This is a genomic window from Pedobacter sp. 05T44, assembly GCF_056395985.1.
Map to the genome: position 1 here is coordinate 74198 of NZ_JBFTKO010000018.1, position 22771 is coordinate 96968.

Below are 22771 nucleotides of genomic sequence, written 5' to 3' on the forward strand. Positions count from 1 at the left end.
TTAACTAAGTTATGATTAATTATGATAAAATCATCATGAGTTTGCATTCAAAAAATCTATAAATGCATCTCATAACGACTTAAAAGTCTTTAAGTTGTATTCTGATTAAAAATTTAATACGCCCATTTTAAGTAAACCGAACCCCATGTAAAACCACCGCTAAAGGCTGCAAGTATAATGTTGTCGCCTTTCTTCAATTGACTTTCCCATTCCCATAAACATAGGGGGATGGTGCCGTTAGTAGTATTACCATAGCGCTGAATGTTGATCATCACCTTTTCAGAACCAACTCCCATTCTTGAAGCTGTGGCATCAATAATTCGTTTATTGGCCTGATGAGGTACTAACCAGGTTACATCTTCAGAAGTAAGATTATTGCGATCCATAATTTCAGCTGCAACATCCGCCATATTGGTTACGGCAAATTTGAAAACAGCCTGCCCCTCCTGATAAACGGCATGTTCATGGTTATCAACTGTTTCATGGGATGCCGGTCTTGCAGAACCACCAGCTTTCTGGTGCAAAAATTGTCTGCCTGAACCATCGCTCCTAAGGATAGAGTCCATTACTCCGAATCCTTCTTCGTTTGGTTCTAAAAGTACGGCGCCACAACCATCGCCAAAAATAATGCAGGTAGTACGGTCCTGGTAGTTAATGATGGACGACATCTTATCGCCTCCAACTACTAAAACCTTTTTGTGTTTACCCGATTCAATAAACTGAGCTCCGGTTGAAACACCATAAATGAAACCAGAGCAAGCTGCCTGAAGGTCGTAACCCCATGCATTTTTTGCTCCAATTTTGTCTGCCAGTATATTAGCAGACGCAGGGAAAGGTAAATCAGGTGTAGTCGTACAGAAGATGATCAGTTCGATCTCTTCAGCAGTGATTCCACGTTTTTTAAGTAAGCCATTAACAGCATGAACTGCCATATCTGAAGTGCCTAAACCTTCACCTTTTAGTATTCTGCGCTCTTTTATGCCTGTTCTGGACGTGATCCATTCATCCGTAGTGTCTACAATCGATTCTAGCTCTTTGTTTGTAAGCACGTATTCGGGAACGTAGCCATTAACAGCCGTAATCGCAGCATGAATTTTACTCATTTCTTGATATTAATTATTAAAAGCGGCTTGTATCTTGCCTACCAAGCCTGTAGTAATCATGTCTCTGGACTGTAATATCATATTTTTTACTGCCGTAGGACTAGAAATTCCATGTCCTATAACAACCGGAGCATTTACACCAAGAACCGGGCTTCCGCCGTAGTTCTCGTAATTAAAGCGGTCAAAGAATTCATCCTTTAAACCTCTTTTTAATGTTAGTACATAGAATGATTCTGCAAGTTTAAGCATTACATTTCCAGTAAAGCCATCACAAACAATTACATCGGCCTTATCGTTAAATAAATCCCGGCCTTCTACATTACCTATAAAGTTAAACAGGTTGGTATCTTTCATTAAAGGGAATGTTGCCAAACTCAGCATATTTCCTTTTTCATCTTCCTCACCAATATTCATCAAGGCTACTTTAGGATTGCTTATACCCATTACATTTTCTGCGTACAAGCTTCCAAGAACACCAAATTGTAATAAAGTATCAGGCTTACAATCTGCATTGGCGCCTACATCCACCATTAAACCTACGCCACCGCTAAGCTTTGGTAAAAAAGTAGAAAGACATGGTCTTATGATTCCGGGAATAGTTTTTACACTAAAAACGGCACCAACAAGCATGGCTCCCGAATTACCGGCGCTTGCAAATGAATCAAGTTTACCTTCTTTAAGTAAATTGAAACCTATAGAAATACTGGAATTAGGCTTCTGAACGATAGCCTTAGTGGGATGTTCACCCATACCTATTACCTCCTCGGTATGAACATATTCAAAGAGATCCGGATCAAATCCGTTTTCGGAGAGTAAAGGTTTAATCTGCTTCGTATCTCCAATAAGCACTATCTGCTCATCTGGAGATAACAATGGATGGGCTGCTATTGCTCCTAAAACATTTGCTTTAGGAGCATAGTCTCCGCCCATTATATCGAGACCTATTTTCATAGTAAAAAATCAGTTTGTGTATAAGGTAAAATCACCCTTGTTTCCAGTCTCTAAGTTAAACTTTCAAAGACTTAAAACACAAACTATTTTTCAGAAAATTAACCTATTGAGGTGTTTTCAATAACCAATTTACCGTTGTAGTACAAGTTACCATCAACGTTGTAAGCGCGGTKAGGTGTGTGGATTGCACCTGTTGTTTGACAAGTAGCTAAAGAAGGAGCTTCTGCTTTATAGTGGGTTCTTCTTTTATCTCTTCTACTTTTAGAAATCTTGCGTTTTGGATGTGCCATTGCTGATTTATTTAATTATTATTTTAATTTTTTTAATGCTGCCCAACGTGGGTCATCATCTTGTTGTTCTTCTTCTTCTTTTTGTGATCCGATAGAAAGACTTTCCAGTCTTGCTATCATTTCCTGGTCGCATTGCTGGCCTTCGCCATTTTGCTCGCATATTTTTATATATGGTACAGATACTGTGATGAATTCATAAATAAGTTCTGATACATCGATCTCACTTTCTTTTTTACTAAGAACAATGATCTCCAGATCATCACTCTCTAACTCATCTTCAGCAAATTTTACAATCTGCCTTTCCTGTACGCTTATTGGTGCTCCAAACTCGGCTAAACATTTGTCGCAATCTAAAATTATAGTTCCTTCAATATGGAACTGCAAAATCAGCATTGTTTCTTGTTTGTCTAATTCAACGCTAGCTTTTAAATCACCTTTTTTTACTAAAGAGTATTCAAAAGCATCAAAAAAGCTGTTATCAATCTCAAAATCAAACTGATGTTTGCCAATTTTTAAGCCGGTAAATGGGATTGAAAATTGTTTTAATGGTTTCAATTGTAACAAAATTTTAGCCCGCAAATGTAAGAATTAATTTGACATTTCTAAAATGTTATTGAAAAATAAAATACTCTTAATTTGCGTCATCMTTCATGTCTGCCGCAGTTTCAATAATTTTTCCACCACTGCGCAGTTGATTTTTTAATAATTCTTCTTGTTCTCTGCGGTTTTTCACAATGTGAGTAGCGGCAAAAACGGCTTCTATAAACGAAGTCGGATCTGCAACATTCTTTCCTGCTATATCGTATCCTGTACCGTGGTCTGGTGAAGTGCGTACAATCTTCAATCCAGCACTATAATTAACACCTGTGCTAAAAGCAATTGTTTTAAAAGGGATAAGGCCCTGGTCATGGTACATGGCCAGTACAGCGTCGAATTGCTTATACCCACCATTACCAAAAAAGCCATCGGCAGGGTAAGGGCCAAAGCAAATTACTCCTTTGTCGAAAGCTTCCTGAATAGCAGGTGTAATAATATCGGCCTCTTCTTTTCCTAATAAACCATTGTCGCCAGCGTGAGGATTAAGACCCAGAACTGCAATTTTTGGTTTTTCTATCCAAAAGTCTTTCTTAAGACTTTCATTCATCATTACCAGTTTCTTTACAATTTTGTCTTTAGTAATACTTGCAGATACCTCTGTAATAGGAATATGTCCGGTTACCACACCTACACGAATGTCCTCGCTTATTAAAAACATCAGCACATCATCACTACCGCTGCGTTGTTGCAAGTACTCTGTATGTCCAGGGAAATTAAAAGTATCAGATTGGATATTGTGTTTATTAATAGGAGCAGTTACCAATGCATCAATATTGCCATTAATGAGGTCGTCTGTGGCTTTCTCTAACGATAAAAGGGCATATTTACCGCCAATTTCGTTAGAAACTCCTAAGTCTATTTTAACATCTTCTTCCCAGCAATTGATCAGGTTTGCTTTTTTAGGATTAGCTGCATCAGCGTTATTGATCACATTAAAAACAAGATCATTCATGCCTAATGCCTTACGGTGATAAGAAGCAACTTTAGTATGGCCATAAACAATTGGCGTACAATAGTCCAGGATGCGGTTTTCAGATAAGGTTTTAAGGATAACCTCTAATCCTATGCCGTTTACGTCACCTATACTTATACCGATTTTAATTTTATTGCTCATATCTAAATAGAAAATTTAGCGCAAATTACAGAATTTCACCTGAATGTTAGTCCGATACTAGTAAAAGTTTACTTATTTTGCACCTTTTAATAGATCAGGATATGAGTTTGGTAAAGGCAAAAAAGCATTTAGGGCAACATTTTTTAACGGATAAAAACATTGCGGCAAAAATAGTAAACGGCCTTATTCATACCGATAAATACAAACAAGTACTTGAGGTAGGCCCGGGCATGGGAATCTTATCAGATATTTTACTGGAACGGACAGACCTTGAAACTTTTTTAATTGATATAGATGTGGAATCGTATCGTTTTCTGCAGGAAAAATATCCTCAGCTTGGCGATAGACTAATAAATGGTGATTTCCTGGCATTAAATCTTTCTGAAATTTTTCCTGACAAGTATGCGATCATCGGAAACTTTCCTTATAATATTTCTTCTCAAATCCTGTTCAAGATTCTCGAAAACAGAACACATGTTGTGGAAATGGTTGGTATGTTTCAGAAAGAAGTTGCAGAACGCTGTGCATCTAAGGCAGGAACTAAAGACTACGGCATTTTAAGTGTGTTGATCCAGGCTTATTACGATATTGAATACCTGTTTTCTGTTAAGCCCGGTACATTTAATCCCCCACCAAAAGTAAATTCAGGTGTGATCAGGCTCAGCCGGAATAATGTAGAAACACTGCCGTGTGATGAAAAGCTTTTCTGGCGTACCGTAAAAGCGGGTTTCAATCAAAGAAGAAAAACATTGCGTAATGCGCTATCCGGGGTGGTACCTAAAGATAAAATGGATGACCATGCCTTTTTTGATAAACGTGCGGAGCAATTAAGCGTTGCAGATTTTATAGCGCTAACACAGCATTTAGCACAGCTATCTCAGTAAAATCAAATCACTAAACCCTGTATTTTTGCATAAATAGAATTCTAATAATGACCAAAGGGAAAATATTAATAGTAGACGATCTGCATCCGGCATTTAAAGAAAGTGCCATTGCACTGGGATACGAAGTAAACGATCAACCGTTAATTACAAGAGCCGAAACGCTTGCTGTAATTGCTGAGTATGAAGGAATAGCTGTTCGAACAAAATTTTTGATTGATAAAGAACTTTTAAGCGCGGGCGTTAAGTTAAAATTTGTTGCAAGGGCAGGAGCGGGATTAGATAACATAGATGAAGCGTTTGCCAAGGAAAAAAATATTGAGCTGCTAAATGCTCCCGAAGGAAACATGGATGCTGTTGGAGAGCATGCTACAGGTTTGCTGCTTGCACTTATGAATAACTTCCGCAGGGCAGACATTGAAGTACGAAATGGTGTTTGGGACAGAGAGGGTAGTCGTGGATTTGAGCTTAAAGGTAAAACCGTAGGGATAATAGGCTATGGCTTTATGGGTAAAAGCTTTGCGAAAAAATTAGCAGGTTTTGAAGTTAACGTTATTGCATATGATAAATATAAAACAGGCTTTACCGATGCTTACGCTAAAGAAGTAAGCATGGAAGAGATTGTAAAGCAAAGCGATGTGCTGAGCCTACATATTCCGCTTACATCTGAAACCAGGCAAATGGTAGATGAGGAGTATCTGTTTCACTTCCGCAAGCCAATATTTTTTATCAATACCGCAAGGGGCGAGGTAGTAAATACAAAGGCAGTCTTAAATGCAATAGCTGCAAATAAAATACTCGGCGCAGGGCTCGACGTACTAGAGGTAGAGAAATTTCCTGCTTTGGGAACTCAGAACTGGTACCAGGAGCTGGCTAAATCCGACAAGGTGATATTAACACCACATGTTGGGGGCTGGACCTTCGACTCTTATCGCAAGATTTCAGAAGTTCTGGCAGAGAAGTTACGCAACTTATAATTTCTTTAGCCAAATATTATCAGCTGGTTTGGCATCCATAAAAATACCGCCATCTAAGGTGATCGATCGTACGGGGGCATCTGCCCTGATTTCAAAAAATGTCTCTTTACGGTTGTTTTTCCATGTTTCCGGAGTTCGGTGAATCAGCTGTTCCTTGCCGTCGTTATAAATAACCTTCAGGTCAAAAGGAATTGCAAATCCTCCGGCATTTTTTACTGAAATCGTATAATTGTTCCCCTTTACAATTACCTTTTCAATAGCAAGGTCTATGTAGCTGCTACTAAAAAACCAATTGTTCCAAAACCAGTTTAAATTTTGTTTTGTGGCGTCATTAAAGGAATAAAAGAAATCCCATGGAATGGGGTGCTTACCATTCCAACGATCCATGTAGGTATGCAGTGCCTTTCCAAATACTTCGTCGCCAAGTAAATCTTTTAAAGCCAGATATGCCAATGAAGGTTTACCGTATGCATTATTGCCGTATCCGGCATCTGATACCTGGGTTGACATAGAGATAATTGGCTGATCTTGCTCCGTTGAAGGGTCAGATATCCAACGTTGTACCCTGAACTTCTTATAATTTTCTGCGGCTTTTTCTTTGCCTAATTGCTGTTGCCCTATCAAATATTCTAATGTGGTGGCCCAACCTTCATCCATAAATGCATAGCGTGTTTCATTGGTGCCCATGTAAAAAGGGAAATATGTATGAGCAATTTCATGATTAAGTACGAATTGAGAAAACTCCAGATCTGGCGTGCTGGAGTCATTCACCATCATTGGATATTCCATGTCAGCAAATCCCTGAAAAGCGGTCATTTTGGAGAAAGGGTAGGGCACCCCAGGCCAGTTGTTAGAGAACCAATCCAGTGCAAGCTTGCCCCATTCAACTGCATGAGAAAAATCATTTGCAGCTTCATTATAAGCCGCCTGAACACTAACCCTTCTATTGGTTTTCTTATCAACTACAATACTTCCTGCATCCCATAAATAGCTACTGCTTAATGAAAAAGTAACATCGCTTATATTGTTGGCTTCAAACTTCCAGATGTTGTCGTCTTTTGGTTTTGTTACCCCGCCTTTTTTCATTTCAGCGGCTGTAGCAATATGGATCACCTCGTCAGAAGTGTAAGACTTTTTAAGTCTCGACGCATATTCAGCTTCCAAAACTTCATCAGGGTTTAACAGATCACCTGTTGCCCAGACAACATAATTTTTTGGCGCTTTAACAGCAAGTTTATAGTCGTTAAAATCGTTATAAAACTCTGTTCTGTCGCTATGCGGAATCATATCCCATCCATTGTAATCATCATATACAGATATTCTGGGGTAAGCGTAGGCCACAAAAAGAGAAGTGTTGTCGATTTGTCCCTCGCGACCACTCTGCTTTGACAAGGGATAGTTCCATTCGATCACAAAGGTTGCCGATTGGCCAGAAGGGAGTGGGCTCTTAAGTGCAACACTTGCAACCGTCCCCCAATTGGTACTGTTCACTTGGTAGGCCTGGCCATTTACTGTAAATGAGGAGATTTTTAAGCCGGAGCTTAAGAAATCAGCACCAACATAACCAGATCTTGGAGATTCTGGTTTGTGGATATTGTTTACGAATCTTATTGCGGCTGATTTTAATGTATCAGGGCTATTATTTGCGTAAACAATAGTTTCTTTTCCAGTTACAATCTTGTTTTTTTCGTCAACCGATACCTGAATGTCATACTTTCCCCGATTTTGCCAGTAATTTTTACCTGGTTTCCCATCGTATGAACGTGTTCCATTATCATATGCATTTTTTATATTTCTGGGTGTGTATAATTCTTGTGCACTAACTGTAAATGAAGTGATTAAGAATAGAAATAGGGTTTTTAAAGTATTCATTCTATAACTGTTAACTTAATGGAAATATAAAAATAGCCTTATTTTGTTCATAACTGCATCATTTTAGATCAATAATTTGTTTTTGTGGTATTACCCCATTATCTTCGTTTTAATTGAAGCAAGACTATGTAGGTTTAGAATCCCATGTAGTCTTGTTTGTTTTTTAGAGTAACTAACAAAATAAACGAGCTATGACAGAGGTAACATATTATACCCAAGATGGTTTAGAGAGACTAAAAGAAGAGGTGCACTATTTAAAAACTACCGGAAGGCAGTTAATATCTAAAGCAATAGCAGAAGCAAGAGATAAAGGTGACCTTTCTGAGAACGCGGAATATGATGCAGCAAAAGAAGCCCAAGGTTTACATGAAGCCAAGATAGCTAAGCTTGAAACAACACTTTCAACAGCAAGGCTAATTGATGAATCGAAACTGGATACTTCTAAAGTACTTGCATTATCAATCGTAAAGATCAAAAATGTTAAAAATGGCGCTACAATGAGCTATCAATTGGTAGCGGAGTCGGAGGCAGATTTAAAAACAGGAAAGATTTCTGTAAAATCTCCTATTGCCCAGGGTTTATTGGGTAAGTCAGTTGGCGATAAAACTGAAATTCAAGTACCGGCCGGTAAAATTGAATTCGAAATATTGGAAATCACGAGATAAAACCCAAAATCATGTCAAGCATATTTTCAAAAATTGTTAATGGCGATATTCCGGCACATATAGTTGCAGAAACCAGTGAATTCCTTGCCTTTTTAGACGTGAGTCCGTTAGTAATGGGGCATGTACTGGTTATTCCAAAAAAGGAAATTGATTACATCTTTGATATGGATGACGAAAGTTATTTTGGACTGACCTTGTTCGCAAAAATTGTAGCCCAGGGGTTAAAGGAAGCTTTTCCCTGTAAAAAAGTAGGCGTGGCAGTAATCGGACTTGAAGTACCACATGTGCATATTCACCTGATTCCAATGAATGCCGTAAACGACATGAATTTTAGTAAAGAAAAGCTAAAACCTACAGACGAGGAATTGGCAGAAGCGGCAGCTAAAATTAAAGCAGCACTAACCCTCGATTAAAGACATTATTTTGAAATACCTGAAAGGCAGCGTCTAAAAACGCTGCCTTTTTTTATTTTAACTTCTCGTTGTTTTTATGCCTTTCCGCATCGCGAATATTCTTTTTAACCAGGTTCTTCTCCAGGGCAGTGGTCAAATCAATGCCGGTCTGATTGGCCAAACATATCAATACAAAAAGCACATCAGCCATTTCATCACCCAGATCAACTGCTTCGTCGCTTTTCTTAAAAGATTGCTCGCCATACTTTCTAGACATGATTCTGGCTACCTCACCCACCTCTTCCATTAAAATGGCGGTATTCGTTAATTCATTAAAATACCTGATGCCTGTGGTATTAATCCATTGGTCTACAGTTTTCTGTGCTTCTTCTATTGTCATTTTAGTCTTCTTTCATTTCCGCTCTTAACCGGGCATTGATGTCAATTTTAGCGTTCTCCAGTAAATAAACGGATGTCCCGTATTCACGGGCCATTTTATTTTTAACGGAATTGATTTTCGATACCCGTTCAAATATAGGTTTTTCCACTTTCCGATCGGGATCATCATCGTCTATACTCGTAACAAGGATAACATTTTTAATTTGTTTGTCCAGATTAACCCAGGTAATGTAGTCTGCACTGAAAGAAACAGCATTGATGTTTTTAAAAGTAGAATAATGATTTATAGCTCCGGCTTCTCCATAATTATCACAAAGAATAATCAGGTTTTCCTTTTGCGGGATCCTTTTATAGACCTCATCTACAATTGTTGCCAATTCTTTCCAGCCAAGCATGTCAGCAAAATCCTGAGGGAGATGATGGTTTTTCCCGTCTTCCCATCTCATAACACCTAGTTTTTCAAATTTCTCCTTTTTAAGGGTAATTTCCCTCGGGGTTAGTATTGGATAGGCATAAGGCAGGATAAGAAAAAACATTGCTACAGCAGTAATTAAAGGAATAGCCTTAAGATATCTTTGCCATCCAGTTTTAAGTAAAGCGGCGAGATAAACAGATCCGCAGGCTAGTAAAACAGGATAAAGCCCGGCAGCATAATACCCTTTTGCCCTAAACCAGGTAAACAAGCCAATGGTAATCAGGTAGCTTAAGCCAATCCATCTTAAATTTTTAAATGGTTTATAAACAAAAAAGGCAATTGCTGCAGCAAATAAAATCCACAGATCGCCGATGTAATAAAGCAACTGCTCTTTTAGGAAGTCTATTCGGTTAATTTTATCCAACTGGGTTGCTGCAAGCTCCTTCATATGTTTAACCACAGGGAAATGATTTTGATATTGCCATAACAGATTTGGTAAAACCAGCAGTAGGCCAATGGCAATGGCGAAGTATAAGTGTTTTACAGCAAATATATGCCGCTGCGCGGATATGGAAAACCCAAGCCCTAAACCAACAACCAAAAAAGCAATACTGTATTTGTTTAAAAAACCAATTGCAATGGCAAGTATTGCATAGTAAATAAACCTTGGCGCATTTGTAGAGATGTATTTTATAAAGTAATAGTAAGTGGCTGTCCAGCATAAAATATCAAAAGCATTGGGCTGAAATAACATATCCAAACGCGCAATGGCACATGCAAACAATGCCACCATACATAATATCTTGGCAAACAGATCACCTTTTAGCGCTTTTACAATAAACCAGGAATACATTAATGTACCTGCGCCAAAACACGCGGTAATCAGACGTATTATAAAAGTACCGCCGCCAAGCATTTTTATGATCCATGCAAAAATGGAGGTAACAGGAGGAACAGATTGAAAGCCCCATGCCAGATGGTTTGCCTGATCGAGGTGTAAAAACTCATCACGATGTAATTCGTATACCGGATTAATCAGGAAACAGTGTAAAAAAAGCTTCAATACAACAAAGGATACTAAAACAATGGTTTCAGTGTTGGTTTTTTGGAGTGGCATACCAGTAATTTAGGTAAGATTAATTTATGATGAAAATAAATTTACCCAAAATTCAGCAAAGCTGTTATTCTTTGTTTTTTGTGTCGATACTGATGGTAACCGGACCATCGTTTACAAGGCTGATCTTCATGTCTGCCCCGAATATTCCGGTTTGGACTTCTTTATTGAGCAATGAAGACAATTGCTTAATCATGGATTCATATAGGGGAATGGCCTTGTCAGGTCTTGCTGCCCTGGTAAATCCGGGCCTATTGCCTTTTTTAGTAGACGCAAACAATGTAAACTGACTAATCAGTAAAATGTTTCCATCAATATCTGCGAGACCTTTGTTCATTAGCCCGTTTTCATCTCCAAAAACCCGCATGTTCACTATTTTTTGAGCCAGCCAATCCAGGTCTTCATGTGTGTCGGCATCTTCAATACCTAGCAATACCAGAAAACCATCGGTAATGGCACCTGTTATTTTGCCGTCTACCTTACAGCTGGCTTCAGTAACTCTTTGGATAACCGCTCTCATACCGCTTAGGCCCGTGTTTCGTTGCCGTTATAAATACTAAGATAGCTTTCGTACCTGCTTAGCTCTATTTCACCATTTTCTACCGCTCTTATCACAGCACATCCTGGTTCATTCACATGTCGGCAATTATTGAATTTACATTCATTCATCAAGTCCCTCATCTCTCTGAAATAATGACCAAGTTCTTCAGGCCTGATGTCAAATATGCCCAGTTCTCTGATGCCCGGAGTATCTATAAGATAGCCTCCGAAAGGTAAAGTATGCATCTCTGCAAAAGTTGTAGTGTGCTGGCCTTTGTCGCTGGCTTCCGATATTTCACCAGTCTTAATGCTTCTTCCGGGTAGTAATGCATTAATTAGACTTGATTTTCCTACACCTGAGTGGCCAGAAAACAAAGTCGTTTTGTCTTTAARTAAACTTTCTATCTGAGGGATATTGGTGCCTTCTATAGCAGATACGGTATAGCATGGATAACCTATGTTTTCGTAAATAGCTGCATATTCAGCTAAAATAGCCAGGCCATCTTCATTAAAGAGGTCAAGTTTATTGAAAATCAGAACCGCAGGAATGGAATAGGCTTCGGCCGTTGCCAAAAAGCGATCTATAAAACCTAAAGACGTGCGGGGAGAGGCAAGGGTAACTACCAGAAAAGCCTGATCCATGTTGGCCGCAATAATTTGAGCCTGTTTTGATAAATTGATGGATTTACGGATAATGTAGTTTTTCCGGTCGTGCAGTTTATGAATCACCCCATTGTCGGAATTTGGCTCAAGTTCAAACTCTACCTGATCACCAACGGCAATAGGATTTGTGGTCTGAATACCCTGAATTCTAAACTTGCCCTTAATCCGGCAGTCATAATTGATGCCATTTTCTGCATGTACCTGATACCAGCTTCCTGTTGATTTAATTACTAATCCTCGCATATAAAGGTGTAAAGGTAAGAAACCTGATATAAAATATTTTTATAATCATTTGCTAATTAGAAAAATATAACTTTACTTTACACCGCAGCACACTAAGTGTAAAAAATACAATGTATATGAACTCAACAATTACAACCACTACAACCACCACCGGGATTACTCGGAGGAAGGTAAGCTAATGGTGTAACTGAAAAAATAAAAAACCACGAAAAGCGCCTTCCTCTAAACCAGGAAGGCGCTTTTTTTTTAACCAACAACTATGAATATTTTAAAATTTGGAGGCACATCGGTCGGTTCTGTCGAAAGCATAAGCGCTTTGATAGAGATACTTAAACCACTGCAGGGAGATGAGAACCCTATAGTAGTTTTATCAGCCATGGGCGGTGTTACCAACGCATTACTTGACATGGCAGAAAATGCCCGGAACCTAAGAGACTACGGCGACGCATTAAAACTTGTTGAGGAGAAACACTTCAAGGTAATCAGAGCTTTGTTACCTGCCGGGGCACAAAATCCAGTGCTTACTAAACTTAAAATTTATTTTAACGAACTGGAAGATATTTTACAATCCGTATATAATCTTCGTGAACTTAGTGCTCAAACCAAAGATTTGATTCTTAGTTATGGCGAACGCTGTTCTACAGTAATGATCAGCCACATTGCCAAACAACAATTTTCTAATGCTGTTTATGTTGATGGAGCAGAGCTGATCAAAACAGACAGTAATTTTGGCCAGGCTAAGGTAAATACTTACATGACCGAGATGCTTATCAACGATTTTTACGAAGCCAACCAAGACAAGCTTTTGTTTGTTACCGGTTTCATATCAAGCAATGATGATGGGCGTGTAACCACTCTTGGTCGTGGCGGCAGCGATTATACCGCCGCAATATGGGGTGCAGCCTTAAACGCATCAGAAATACAGATCTGGACTGATGTTGACGGGATGTTAACAGCGGATCCGCGCATCGTTAAAAAAGCTTTTTCATTACCTGAACTGAGTTATACTGAAGCAATGGAGCTCTCTTATTTTGGTGCCAAGGTGATCTATCCCCCAACCATGATCCCTGCTTTTTTAAAGAAGATTCCAATTGTAATCAARAACACCTTTAATACTGACTTTGCCGGAACATACATTAAGCACGGCATAAGCCCTTCAAACCTTCCGATAAAGGGAATCTCCTCAATTGATGAGATCAGCGTTTTAAACCTTTCAGGAAGCGGCATGGTAGGCAAAGCAGGCTTTAGTGGCAGGTTGTTCTCTATGCTTTCACGTGAACAGGTTAACGTTGTGCTGATCACTCAGTCGTCATCCGAGCATAGCATCACCTTTGCGGTAAAACCAGCCGATTCTTTAAAGGCCTTGTCGTTAATCAATAAAGAGTTTGAACTGGAACTTCAAGCCAGAAAGCTTGAATATCCTGAAGTAGAAAACGGACTATCAGTTGTAGCCATAGTTGGTGAGAACATGAAGCGCACACCAGGTATGTCTGGTAAATTGTTTAGCGCCCTTGGCCGTAATGGTGTAAATGTAAGGGCCATTGCACAAGGCTCTTCAGAATATAACATCTCGGTAATTATCTCGAAAACCGACTTGTCTAAGGCAGTAAATGCCATTCATGATGCATTTTATGCAGATCTTAAAAAGACTTTACATGTGTTCTGTCTGGGTACCGGCAACATAGGTAAAACCCTGTTTAAACAACTTCAGGATCAAATGCCTTTCCTTGCCGATAATAACGATTTGCAAGTAAAAGTTATGGGGGTTAGTAATACCCGTAAAATGTATCTTGACCCAAGAGGAATAGACCTTAATACCTGGGAAGAAGACTTAAACAATCAGGACACAAAAGCAAGCTTACCTGATTTCATCAGACGAATGAAAGCGATGAACCTTCCGAACTGTGTGTTTGTTGACAATACTGCAAGCCATAATCCGGTTGAGTTTTATCTGGATATATTACAATCGAGCATCTCTGTAGTTACCTGCAATAAAATAGGAAACTCTGCAGATTACGAGCAGTATGCAGCCTTTAAACAAGCAGCAAGGACTTATGGAGTCGACTTTTTCTACGAAACCAATGTAGGGGCAGGTTTGCCAATTATCCGTACACTTAAAGACCTGATGCTAAGTGGCGACAAGGTAGCTTGTATCGAAGCCATCCTTTCGGGTACTATCTCTTACATCTTTAACAACTACAAAGACGGAGTTCTTTTTCATGAAGTAGTAAAAGAAGCACAGGAAAAAGGGTATACCGAACCTGACCCGAGAGATGACCTTAATGGGAAAGACTTTATGCGTAAAATGCTTATTCTGGCCCGTGATGCCGGATATGCATTAGAAGAAAAAGATATAGAACTAGAAAATATGTTACCTCCATCATGTATGGCTGCAGAAAGTGTGGCCGACTTTTATAAAGAGTTAAAAAATAATTCAGCTTACTTCGAGAACCTGAAAAAACAGGCGACTCAAGACAATAAAGTATTAAGATATATTGGTAAGCTAGAAGGTGGTAAGGTTTCCATTAACCTGCAAATGGTAGATGAGAATCACCCATTCTATACCCTTTCTGGTAGTGATAACATTATTTCGTTTACTACTAATCGTTATAAAGACAGGCCTTTGGTTGTAAAAGGACCTGGTGCTGGAGCAGAAGTAACTGCTGCGGGCGTATTTGCTGACATCATAAACGTAGGTAAACGATGAAAAAGTCTATAAAAGTTTTCGCTCCAGCTACTGTTGCCAATGTGGTGTGTGGATATGATGTTTTAGGTTTTGCCGTAAACCAACCAGGTGATGAGGTAATTATGAGTCTTACCGATGGTAAGGGTATTACTATTTCAAAAATTACAGGTGATGATGGGAAGTTGCCATTAAACCCAACAAAAAATACAGTAAGTGCCAGTGTTCAACATTACTTAAACCATATTGGTAAACCTGATCTGGGTGTAGAAATTGAACTGCACAAAAAGATGCCGATAGGCAGCGGACTTGGTTCAAGCTCTGCAAGTACTGTAGCCGGTTTGTTTGCTATAAACACATTGATGGGTAATTTACTAACCAACAAAGAACTTGTTCCTTTTGCCATGAAAGGCGAGGAGCTGGCTTGCGGATATGGTCATGCTGATAATGTTGCGCCTGCCTTAATGGGGGGTTTTGTGTTGATCAGAAGTTATCAGCCATTGGACATCATTAGTCTGCCTTTTCCTGAAGAGATGCACGCTGCAATAGTGTACCCGGAAGTTGATGTGCCAACTAAAGATGCCCGCCAGATGATCCGTTCTAAAGTTTTGTTAAAGGATGCAGTAACCCAATGGGGAAATGTGGCCGGCTTGGTCAGTGGATTGTTTATGAAGGATTATGATTTGATCGGAAGAAGTATGACAGATATACTGGTTGAACCAACACGTTCCATACTAATTCCTGATTTTTACAAACTGCGTACTATTGCAATGAAGGCAGGTGCTGTAGGTTTTGGTATTTCGGGATCAGGGCCATCGGTATTTGCACTTACAAAGGATGCAGATACAGCAAACAAAATCACTGAAAAGTTAAAGCAGCATTTAAAGAACATTTCGATAAATAGCTTGTCTTTTGTTTCGGAAGTAAATAAAAGAGGCCCTATTATATTGGATTAATAACCAAACAAAATGAAACTATACAGTACCAACAACCAAAGTTTAAAAGTAGATTTTGCCACTGCTGTTTTTAACAGTATGCCTTTGGATAAAGGCTTATATATGCCGGTTCACATTCCGGAATTGGATAAAGAATTTATTGATCATATAGATCAGTTCACTTTATCCCAAATTGCCTTTAAAGTAGCTGCGGTATTACTTAAAGATGCTATACCTTTAGAAGATCTTCAAGCCATTATTGATGATGCTATCAATTTTGAAGCTCCGGTAGTGTCACTTGACGAAAACACTGCAGTACTGGAATTATTCCACGGCCCATCACTGGCTTTCAAAGATTTTGGCGCCAGATTTATGAGCCGCATTATGGCTTATTTCTTAAAGGATAATGAGAAAACCCTGGATGTGCTTGTTGCTACATCTGGCGATACCGGCGGGGCTGTGGCCTTAGGCTTTTTAGGTGTTCCCCATACCAGGGTAACTATCCTTTATCCTAAAGGAAAAGTAAGCGAAATTCAGGAGCTGCAGCTTTGTACAAACGGGCAGAATATCCATGCAGTAGAGATTGATGGAACTTTTGACGATTGCCAGGCCCTGGTTAAACAAGCTTTTGCAGATGAAGAGTTAAATGCAAGGTTAAGGTTGACCTCGGCAAATTCTATCAATATTTCCAGACTAATCCCGCAAACATTTTACTATTTCAATGCTTATGCCCAGTTAAAGAGACAAGGTAAGGAGGAAGTAGTATTTTCTGTTCCAAGTGGAAACTTTGGTAACATTGCAGCAGGCCTTTTGGCTTATAAAATGGGATTGCCGATAAAGCAATTTATAGCAGCAACCAATGTAAATGATACTGTTCCGAGATTCTTAGAAACAGGTGTCTACGAAACCAAGCCATCTGTACAAACCTATTCTAATGCAATGGATGTAGGTGCACCAAGTAATTGGGTAAGGATAATGGACCTGTTTAAAAACGACAAGGAAGCATTACAACAGATTTTGCAAAGCTATCGCTTTACCGATGAGGAAACATTAAGCGGAATAAATGCAATATATGAACAGTTCAATTATATCACCTGTCCGCATACTGCAATAGCATGGCTTGCATTACAAAAATATAGAGCAGAACATCCTGACGATAATTATACCGGCATTTTCCTTTCTACAGCGCATGCCTGTAAATTCCCTGATGTTTTCCCGGAAACAATCAAAGCAAATATTGAGTTCCCGGATCAGGTAAAAGATCTTTTGGCCAAGCCAAAAAAAGCACAAAAGATGAATACAGATTACGAGTCGTTTAAAAAGTATTTAACTACTTTTTACTAAAACGCATAATAGCGATATCGCCCATCATAAAGTTAAGGGTGGTATCGCTGGTTACTGAATAACTACCTACTTTCTTTAACATTTGTACAAATGTAGATTCTCCTTCGCCCGGACAAGCCATTCTTGTCATTGCAAAAGGCGCTGTAAAGTTGATGGAAGTATCATCGGCAACAAGTGCTCCTGAGTAAGAATTGCAGCTGGTATTGCCACTGAATTTTTTATCTGCCACTTCGAATGTGATCGTAGGTTTTTTACCCGGGTATAAGCCATTAAATGCTATTCTTGGACCCGAAATATAGTTAAGTTCCCAAGTTCCGCTCAATTGAGATAGCCCACCATTTCCTATTGTTCCAGACTTTATAGTAGTACAGGCTGTAAAGGCACTTGCAATGACAAGTATAAGTAGCATCAGTTTTTTCATAGCGGTAAAATTAGTTTGTTAGCCTAAAGGTACAAAGACTATTTTAAAAACGATCGGTATCCTGAAAAATTCAGGATACCGATCGTTTTGATTGTATTTTTTCTTAAAATATTGCCTGAGCAATCTTTTTGGTTGGCTCAGGATTACTCATTGTATAGAAATGCAATACAGGTGCGCCAACCTGGACTAGCTCTTTACATTGTTGTATCATCCATTCTATGCCCACCTCTTTCACTTGCTTCTCATCCTTACACGCCTGAACTGCTTCAGTTAGTTCCTCCGGAAGATCAATGTGAAATACCTTTGGTAAACTGATTAACTGCTTAGATGAAGTAATCGGCTTTAAGCCCGGAATGATGGGCACATTGATCCCATTCTCTCTGCATTGCTGCACAAAATTCACGTATTTGGTGTTGTCAAAAAACATTTGCGTTACAATGAACTCTGCACCCATATCCACTTTTTGTTTCAGATACTTAAAGTCAGTCTTCAAATTAGGCGCTTCGAAATGTTTTTCTGGATAACCGGCAACACCGATGCAAAAATCTGTTTTAAATGCAGAATGATCTTCGTGCAGGTACCTTCCGCTGTTCATGTCAGTTACCTGTTGCAGCAAATCGGTTGCAAAGGCATGTCCACCCGGGGTAGGAATAAAAGAAGAATCCGCATGGCGCGCATCTCCTCTTAGTACCAACACATTGTCGATACCCAGAAACTGAAGGTCTATTAAAGCATTCTCGGTTTCTTCTTTCGTAAAACCGCCGCAAATCAGGTGAGGTACTGCATCTACTTTGTACCTGTTCATAATAGCAGCACAAATGGCTACTGTACCGGGTCTTTTGCGATAAGAAACTTTTTCTAACAGGCCGTTACTGTGTTGTTTATAAATATAATCTTCACGGTGATAGGTCACATCTATAAAAGGAGGGTTAAACTCCATTAACGGATCTATCGCTTTATAAATTTCGTCTATGCTTTTGCCTTTAACTGGCGGTAATAATTCAAAAGAGAACAAGGTTTTACCCTTGGCATTATTAATATGATCTACAATTTTMATTTTGGTCAGTTTGTTTGGTTAATTTAATAGGCAAGATTAGGACTTAGCCATCTTTCTACTTCTTCTACAGGCATGTCTTTTCTGATTGCATAATCATCAATCTGGTCTTTGGTTATTTTACCAAGTCCAAAATATCTTGATTGCGGATGGGCAAAGTAGAAACCGCTTACCGCTGCGGTAGGGTGCATCGCATAGCTTTCAGTTAAATGCAAGCCAATTCTGTTCTCGGCATCGAGCAATTCGAACAAAGTGCCTTTTTCGGTATGCTCCGGACAAGCAGGGTAACCCGGTGCCGGACGAATACCTGCGTATTCCTCTTTAATCAGTGCCTCATTGTCCAGATTTTCATCCTTTGCATAACCCCAGTAATCCTTACGGACAAGCTCATGCATTTTCTCAGCAAAAGCCTCAGCAAGCCTATCGGCCAATGCCTTAGCCATAATACTGTTGTAGTCGTCATAGTTAGCCTCAAATTCAGCTACCATTTCATCACAACCAATACCTGTAGTAAGTGCGAAACCGCCAAAATAATCAGGCACACCAGTTTCCTGTTGTGCAATAAAATCCGAGAGCGCATAATATGGTTGTCCGGCAACTTTTTCAGCTTGTTGACGTAAAGTATGGATCACCACCTCTTTACCTTCCACATCAAGCACAATATCATCGCCTTTTGCATATGCAGGCCAGAAACCTATTACCGCTTTTGCAGTAAGTAATTTCTCGTCAACAATCTTTTTTAACAATGCTTTGGCGTCATTAAAAAGTTTTTTAGCCTCATCACCAACAACTTTATCCTCAAGGATACGCGGGTAACTACCACGCAGTTCCCAGGTTTGGAAAAAAGGAGTCCAGTCTATATAAGGCACAAGCTCTTCAAGAGGGTAATTTTCAAATACCCTGGTTCCTGTAAAAGAAGGAGCAGGAGCAACCAATGCGGTATCTATCTTAAAGTTATCCTTTCTGGCTTCTTCAATTGTTTTAAAACGTTTATCAGAGCGCTTATTTAAGTGCGCCTCACGTGCTTTATCATATTCCTCGCGAATACCCTGGATGTACTCATCGCGGGTATCTTTGTTCATTAAAGTACTACAAACCGTTACACTTCTCGAAGCATCAAGCACATGGATGGCTGGCCCCGAGTAGTTAGGCGCAACCTTAACCGCAGCATGAATCCTGGAGGTAGTAGCACCACCAATAATTAAAGGAATGGTAAAGCCTTCGCGCTCCATTTCTTTGGCGAAGTGTACCATTTCATCAAGCGAAGGGGTAATTAAACCACTTAAGCCAATAATATCAGCATTTATTTCTTTGGCTTTTTTAATGATTTCCTGTGCAGGAACMATTACGCCCATATCCACAATTTCGAAGTTATTACAAGCTAAAACTACACCTACAATGTTCTTTCCGATATCATGAACATCACCTTTTACAGTAGCCATTAATACCCTTCCGGCCGATGAATTCTGATCCTGATCCGGGTTATCCAGCTTTTCCTGCTCAATAAATGGCAACAGATAAGCCACGGCCTTTTTCATTACACGAGCAGATTTTACAACCTGCGGCAGGAACATTTTACCGGCCCCAAAAAGGTCACCCACAATGTTCATCCCGTCCATTAATGGACCTTCAATTACCTGAATGGGTCTCGCGTATTTCTGACGTGCTTCTTCAACATCAGCATCAAGGTATTCTATAATTCCCTTAACTAACGAATGAGAAAGTCTTTCTTCTACACTGGTTTTACGCCATTCCTCATCCCTGACAATCTCTTTTCCTTTAGATTTGATGGTGTCTGCAAATTCAACCAACCGCTCTGTAGCATCGTCTCTTCGGTTTAACAATACATCCTCTACAAGTACTAAAAGCTCTGGCGGAATTTCCTGATAAACCTCTAGCATTCCGGCATTTACAATCCCCATATCTAAACCAGCTTTGATGGCGTGGTATAAAAATGCAGAGTGCATCGCTTCCCTAACGGTATTATTACCTCTAAACGAGAAGGAGATGTTCGAAACACCACCACTTACTTTTGCATGGGGCAGGTTTTCTTTGATCCAGCGGGTAGCATTTATAAAATCTACCGCATAGTTGTTATGTTCTTCTAATCCGGTTGCAACGGTAAGGATGTTCGGGTCAAAGATGATGTCCTGAGGCGGAAAGCCAATTTCATCAACTAAAATATCATATGATCTTTTACAGATCTCTTTTCTTCTTTCAAAATTATCGGCCTGTCCCTGCTCATCAAATGCCATTACTACTATGGCAGCACCGTAGGTCATGATTTTGCGCGCACTTTCACGGAATTTGTCTTCGCCTTCTTTAAGAGAGATGGAGTTTACAATTCCTTTTCCCTGCAAGCATTTTAACCCGGCTTCTATAACCGTCCATTTAGACGAATCGACCATGATAGGCAACTTGGAAATATCAGGTTCAGACGCAATCAGGTTAAGGAATTTGGTCATAGAGGCTTCCGAATCAATCATCCCCTCATCCATATTCACATCGATAACCTGTGCACCACCCTCAACCTGCTGACGGGCAACGGCAAGTGCCGCTTCAAAATCTCCACCTAAAATGAGCTTAGAGAATTTTGGAGAACCGGTAATGTTTGTACGCTCACCAATGTTTACAAAAATACTCTCTGGAGTTATGGTAACCGGTTCCAATCCGCTTAAACGCAGATAAGGTTCTATCTGAGGTATTTTACGCGGTGCTACATTTTTTGCTTTTTCGGCTATGCAGCCGATATGCTCAGGTGTAGTTCCGCAACAACCACCTACAATATTTACAAAACCGTGCTGAATAAAATCTTCTACCAGATGAGCAGTTTCATGAGGCATTTCATCGTAAGCACCAAATTCATTTGGCAAACCCGCATTAGGATAGGCAGAAACATAGCAGCCTGCCTTAGCCGAAAGTTCTTCTATGTGCGGCCTCATGTCTTTTGCCCCCAAGGCGCAGTTGAAGCCTATACTTAATGGATTGGCGTGTATTACGGAATTTAAGAAAGCCTCGGCAGTTTGGCCTGATAAAGTTCTGCCGGAAGCATCAGTAATGGTTCCGGAGATCATAATCTCTATTTTACGGCCAATTACATTCTCATATTTTTTGATGGCAAATATGGCGGCCTTGGCATTTAAGGTGTCAAAAATGGTTTCAATTAAAAGCAGGTCTGAACCGCCATCAACCAGTCCGCGTATTTGTTCGTAATAAGCATCAACTAATTCATCGAAAGTGAGTGCCCTGAACCCTGGATCGTTTACATCCGGAGAAATAGATAGTGTTCTGTTAGTCGGGCCTACGGCACCGGCAACAAAACATTTTCTGTCGGGATTAGCCGCCATAAATTCATTAACTGCCTCTTTGGCTATTTTAGCCCCTTCAAAGCTCATCTCATAATCAAGCTCTTCCATCTGGTAATCGGCCAGTGAAATACGTTGGGTACTAAAGGTATTGGTCTCAATKATATCTGTACCGGCCTTTAAATATTCGGTATGAATTGCCTTAATGATATCTGGACGGGTAATGTTTAGTAAGTCGTTATTACCTTTTACATCACACGGGTGATCTTTGAACCGCTCGCCCCTGAAATCTTCTTCAGAAAGGACGTAACGTTGTATCATAGTGCCCATCGCACCATCAATGATCAGGATACGTTTTTCTAACTCTGCTCTAATGTCCATTTTTAATAGTAATATGAGTAGGTAATAAGCTAAAGTTGATAGAGGCTGTGCCTAAACAAGTGCCGAACTCATTACATACAAAGCTTATTCGAAAAGTCCGGTTTAGGTGTCGACTTTAACTTATCTTTCGGGAACCAATTGTTTGGCTCCAGTAGAATGTAGCACCTTGTAAGCACAGGTTGCTAAGACTTCGCAGGGTCTAATCCCTCCGTCTTTCTCTATAAGCATTACAAAGGTGCAACAAAGAAAAATCATTTCCAAAATTTCGGCCGTTAAAGCATATAAAATTGTATAGAGGAGACAATTAACTCAGAACTTCGAAACATTGTTTTGAAAACATCACAGTGTACAGCTGAATTTGAAAGCTTAAAATGTGTTTAAATTATAGAGATGGCAATCTGCCTATGAGAGATAAATATGTTGACAACGAAA

The 22771-nt window shown here is 39.6% G+C and carries 20 protein-coding genes and 1 riboswitch; of the genes, 7 read left to right on the forward strand and 13 right to left on the reverse strand.

What is annotated here, in order from left to right:
- Positions 1-113: 113 nt before the first annotated feature.
- The 5 genes from AC1DDK_RS21970 to pdxA form a co-directional block, all read right to left on the reverse strand.
- On the reverse strand, positions 114-1103 hold the full coding sequence (locus tag AC1DDK_RS21970) for a beta-ketoacyl-ACP synthase III (protein ID WP_477634055.1): 990 nt from the start codon (positions 1101-1103) through the stop codon (positions 114-116).
- Between the two features lie 9 nt (positions 1104-1112).
- Positions 1113-2054 carry a phosphate acyltransferase PlsX gene (gene plsX, locus AC1DDK_RS21975; RefSeq protein WP_048903634.1) on the reverse strand — a complete coding sequence of 314 codons (942 nt, stop codon included), beginning with the start codon at positions 2052-2054 and terminating at the stop codon, positions 1113-1115.
- A gap of 98 nt (positions 2055-2152) precedes the next feature.
- Positions 2153-2344: a 50S ribosomal protein L32 gene (gene rpmF / locus AC1DDK_RS21980; RefSeq protein ID WP_477634056.1), complete on the reverse strand. Its 192-nt coding sequence runs from the start codon at positions 2342-2344 to the stop codon at positions 2153-2155.
- 18 nt (positions 2345-2362) lie between these two features.
- A complete protein-coding gene (locus AC1DDK_RS21985) occupies positions 2363-2899 on the reverse strand; it encodes a YceD family protein (protein ID WP_172661928.1) in 537 nt (178 codons plus the stop codon).
- Positions 2900-2975: 76 nt separating this feature from the next.
- Positions 2976-4055, reverse strand: a complete 1080-nt coding sequence (gene pdxA / locus AC1DDK_RS21990) for a 4-hydroxythreonine-4-phosphate dehydrogenase PdxA (protein WP_477634057.1) — start codon at positions 4053-4055, stop codon at positions 2976-2978.
- A gap of 101 nt (positions 4056-4156) precedes the next feature.
- Here pdxA and rsmA point away from each other — a divergent pair, with 101 nt between their 5' ends.
- Both rsmA and AC1DDK_RS22000 read left to right on the forward strand, forming a co-directional pair.
- Entirely contained in the window at positions 4157-4939 is a 783-nt protein-coding gene (gene rsmA, locus AC1DDK_RS21995; RefSeq protein WP_172661926.1) for a 16S rRNA (adenine(1518)-N(6)/adenine(1519)-N(6))-dimethyltransferase RsmA, read from the forward strand.
- Between the two features lie 47 nt (positions 4940-4986).
- A complete protein-coding gene (locus tag AC1DDK_RS22000) occupies positions 4987-5913 on the forward strand; it encodes a 2-hydroxyacid dehydrogenase (protein ID WP_288882708.1) in 927 nt (308 codons plus the stop codon).
- On the opposite strand, the gene AC1DDK_RS22005 is transcribed toward AC1DDK_RS22000, so the two are convergent.
- The gene (locus AC1DDK_RS22005) at positions 5908-7785 is read right to left on the reverse strand and encodes a M1 family metallopeptidase (RefSeq protein WP_337717861.1); all 1878 of its coding nucleotides are present in this window, start codon (positions 7783-7785) and stop codon (positions 5908-5910) included. The genes AC1DDK_RS22000 and AC1DDK_RS22005 overlap by 6 nt on opposite strands.
- Before the next feature lie 191 nt (positions 7786-7976).
- Here AC1DDK_RS22005 and greA point away from each other — a divergent pair, with 191 nt between their 5' ends.
- Complete coding sequence (greA, locus tag AC1DDK_RS22010; RefSeq protein WP_048903641.1) at positions 7977-8450, forward strand: transcription elongation factor GreA; 474 nt, start codon at positions 7977-7979, stop codon at positions 8448-8450.
- An 11-nt stretch (positions 8451-8461) separates the two neighbouring features.
- Positions 8462-8863, forward strand: coding sequence for an HIT family protein (locus AC1DDK_RS22015; protein WP_172661923.1), 402 nt, complete (start codon positions 8462-8464; stop codon positions 8861-8863).
- A gap of 52 nt (positions 8864-8915) precedes the next feature.
- On the opposite strand, the gene AC1DDK_RS22020 is transcribed toward AC1DDK_RS22015, so the two are convergent.
- From AC1DDK_RS22020 to rsgA, 4 genes are all read right to left on the reverse strand, one after another.
- A complete protein-coding gene (locus AC1DDK_RS22020) occupies positions 8916-9242 on the reverse strand; it encodes a nucleotide pyrophosphohydrolase (protein WP_048903643.1) in 327 nt (108 codons plus the stop codon).
- A gap of 1 nt (position 9243) precedes the next feature.
- On the reverse strand, positions 9244-10773 hold the full coding sequence (locus AC1DDK_RS22025) for a glycosyltransferase family 39 protein (RefSeq protein WP_288882702.1): 1530 nt from the start codon (positions 10771-10773) through the stop codon (positions 9244-9246).
- A 64-nt stretch (positions 10774-10837) separates the two neighbouring features.
- Entirely contained in the window at positions 10838-11290 is a 453-nt protein-coding gene (gene dtd / locus AC1DDK_RS22030) for a D-aminoacyl-tRNA deacylase (RefSeq protein WP_288882701.1), read from the reverse strand.
- A gap of 5 nt (positions 11291-11295) precedes the next feature.
- Positions 11296-12216, reverse strand: a complete 921-nt coding sequence (gene rsgA / locus AC1DDK_RS22035; protein WP_477634058.1) for a ribosome small subunit-dependent GTPase A — start codon at positions 12214-12216, stop codon at positions 11296-11298.
- A 259-nt stretch (positions 12217-12475) separates the two neighbouring features.
- Between rsgA and thrA the strand changes: the two genes are divergently transcribed.
- Genes thrA through thrC form a run of 3 tightly spaced genes read left to right on the forward strand, consistent with a single transcriptional unit; the run spans position 12476 to position 17178 of the window.
- Complete coding sequence (gene thrA, locus AC1DDK_RS22040) at positions 12476-14923, forward strand: bifunctional aspartate kinase/homoserine dehydrogenase I (protein ID WP_337717863.1); 2448 nt, start codon at positions 12476-12478, stop codon at positions 14921-14923.
- A complete protein-coding gene (locus tag AC1DDK_RS22045) occupies positions 14920-15855 on the forward strand; it encodes a homoserine kinase (RefSeq protein WP_172661919.1) in 936 nt (311 codons plus the stop codon). Before thrA ends, AC1DDK_RS22045 begins: the two co-directional genes overlap by 4 nt.
- A 12-nt stretch (positions 15856-15867) precedes the next feature.
- On the forward strand, positions 15868-17178 hold the full coding sequence (gene thrC, locus AC1DDK_RS22050; protein ID WP_172661918.1) for a threonine synthase: 1311 nt from the start codon (positions 15868-15870) through the stop codon (positions 17176-17178).
- On the opposite strand, the gene AC1DDK_RS22055 is transcribed toward thrC, so the two are convergent.
- The 3 genes from AC1DDK_RS22055 to metH form a co-directional block, all read right to left on the reverse strand.
- Positions 17165-17599, reverse strand: coding sequence for an META domain-containing protein (locus AC1DDK_RS22055; RefSeq protein WP_172661917.1), 435 nt, complete (start codon positions 17597-17599; stop codon positions 17165-17167). The two genes, thrC and AC1DDK_RS22055, sit on opposite strands and share 14 nt — an antisense overlap.
- A gap of 103 nt (positions 17600-17702) precedes the next feature.
- Positions 17703-18656, reverse strand: a complete 954-nt coding sequence (metF, locus tag AC1DDK_RS22060; protein ID WP_172661916.1) for a methylenetetrahydrofolate reductase [NAD(P)H] — start codon at positions 18654-18656, stop codon at positions 17703-17705.
- 23 nt (positions 18657-18679) lie between these two features.
- On the reverse strand, positions 18680-22339 hold the full coding sequence (metH, locus tag AC1DDK_RS22065) for a methionine synthase (RefSeq protein ID WP_477634059.1): 3660 nt from the start codon (positions 22337-22339) through the stop codon (positions 18680-18682).
- 117 nt (positions 22340-22456) lie between these two features.
- Positions 22457-22566: riboswitch (SAM riboswitch) on the reverse strand.
- Between the last annotated feature and the right edge of the window lie 205 nt (positions 22567-22771).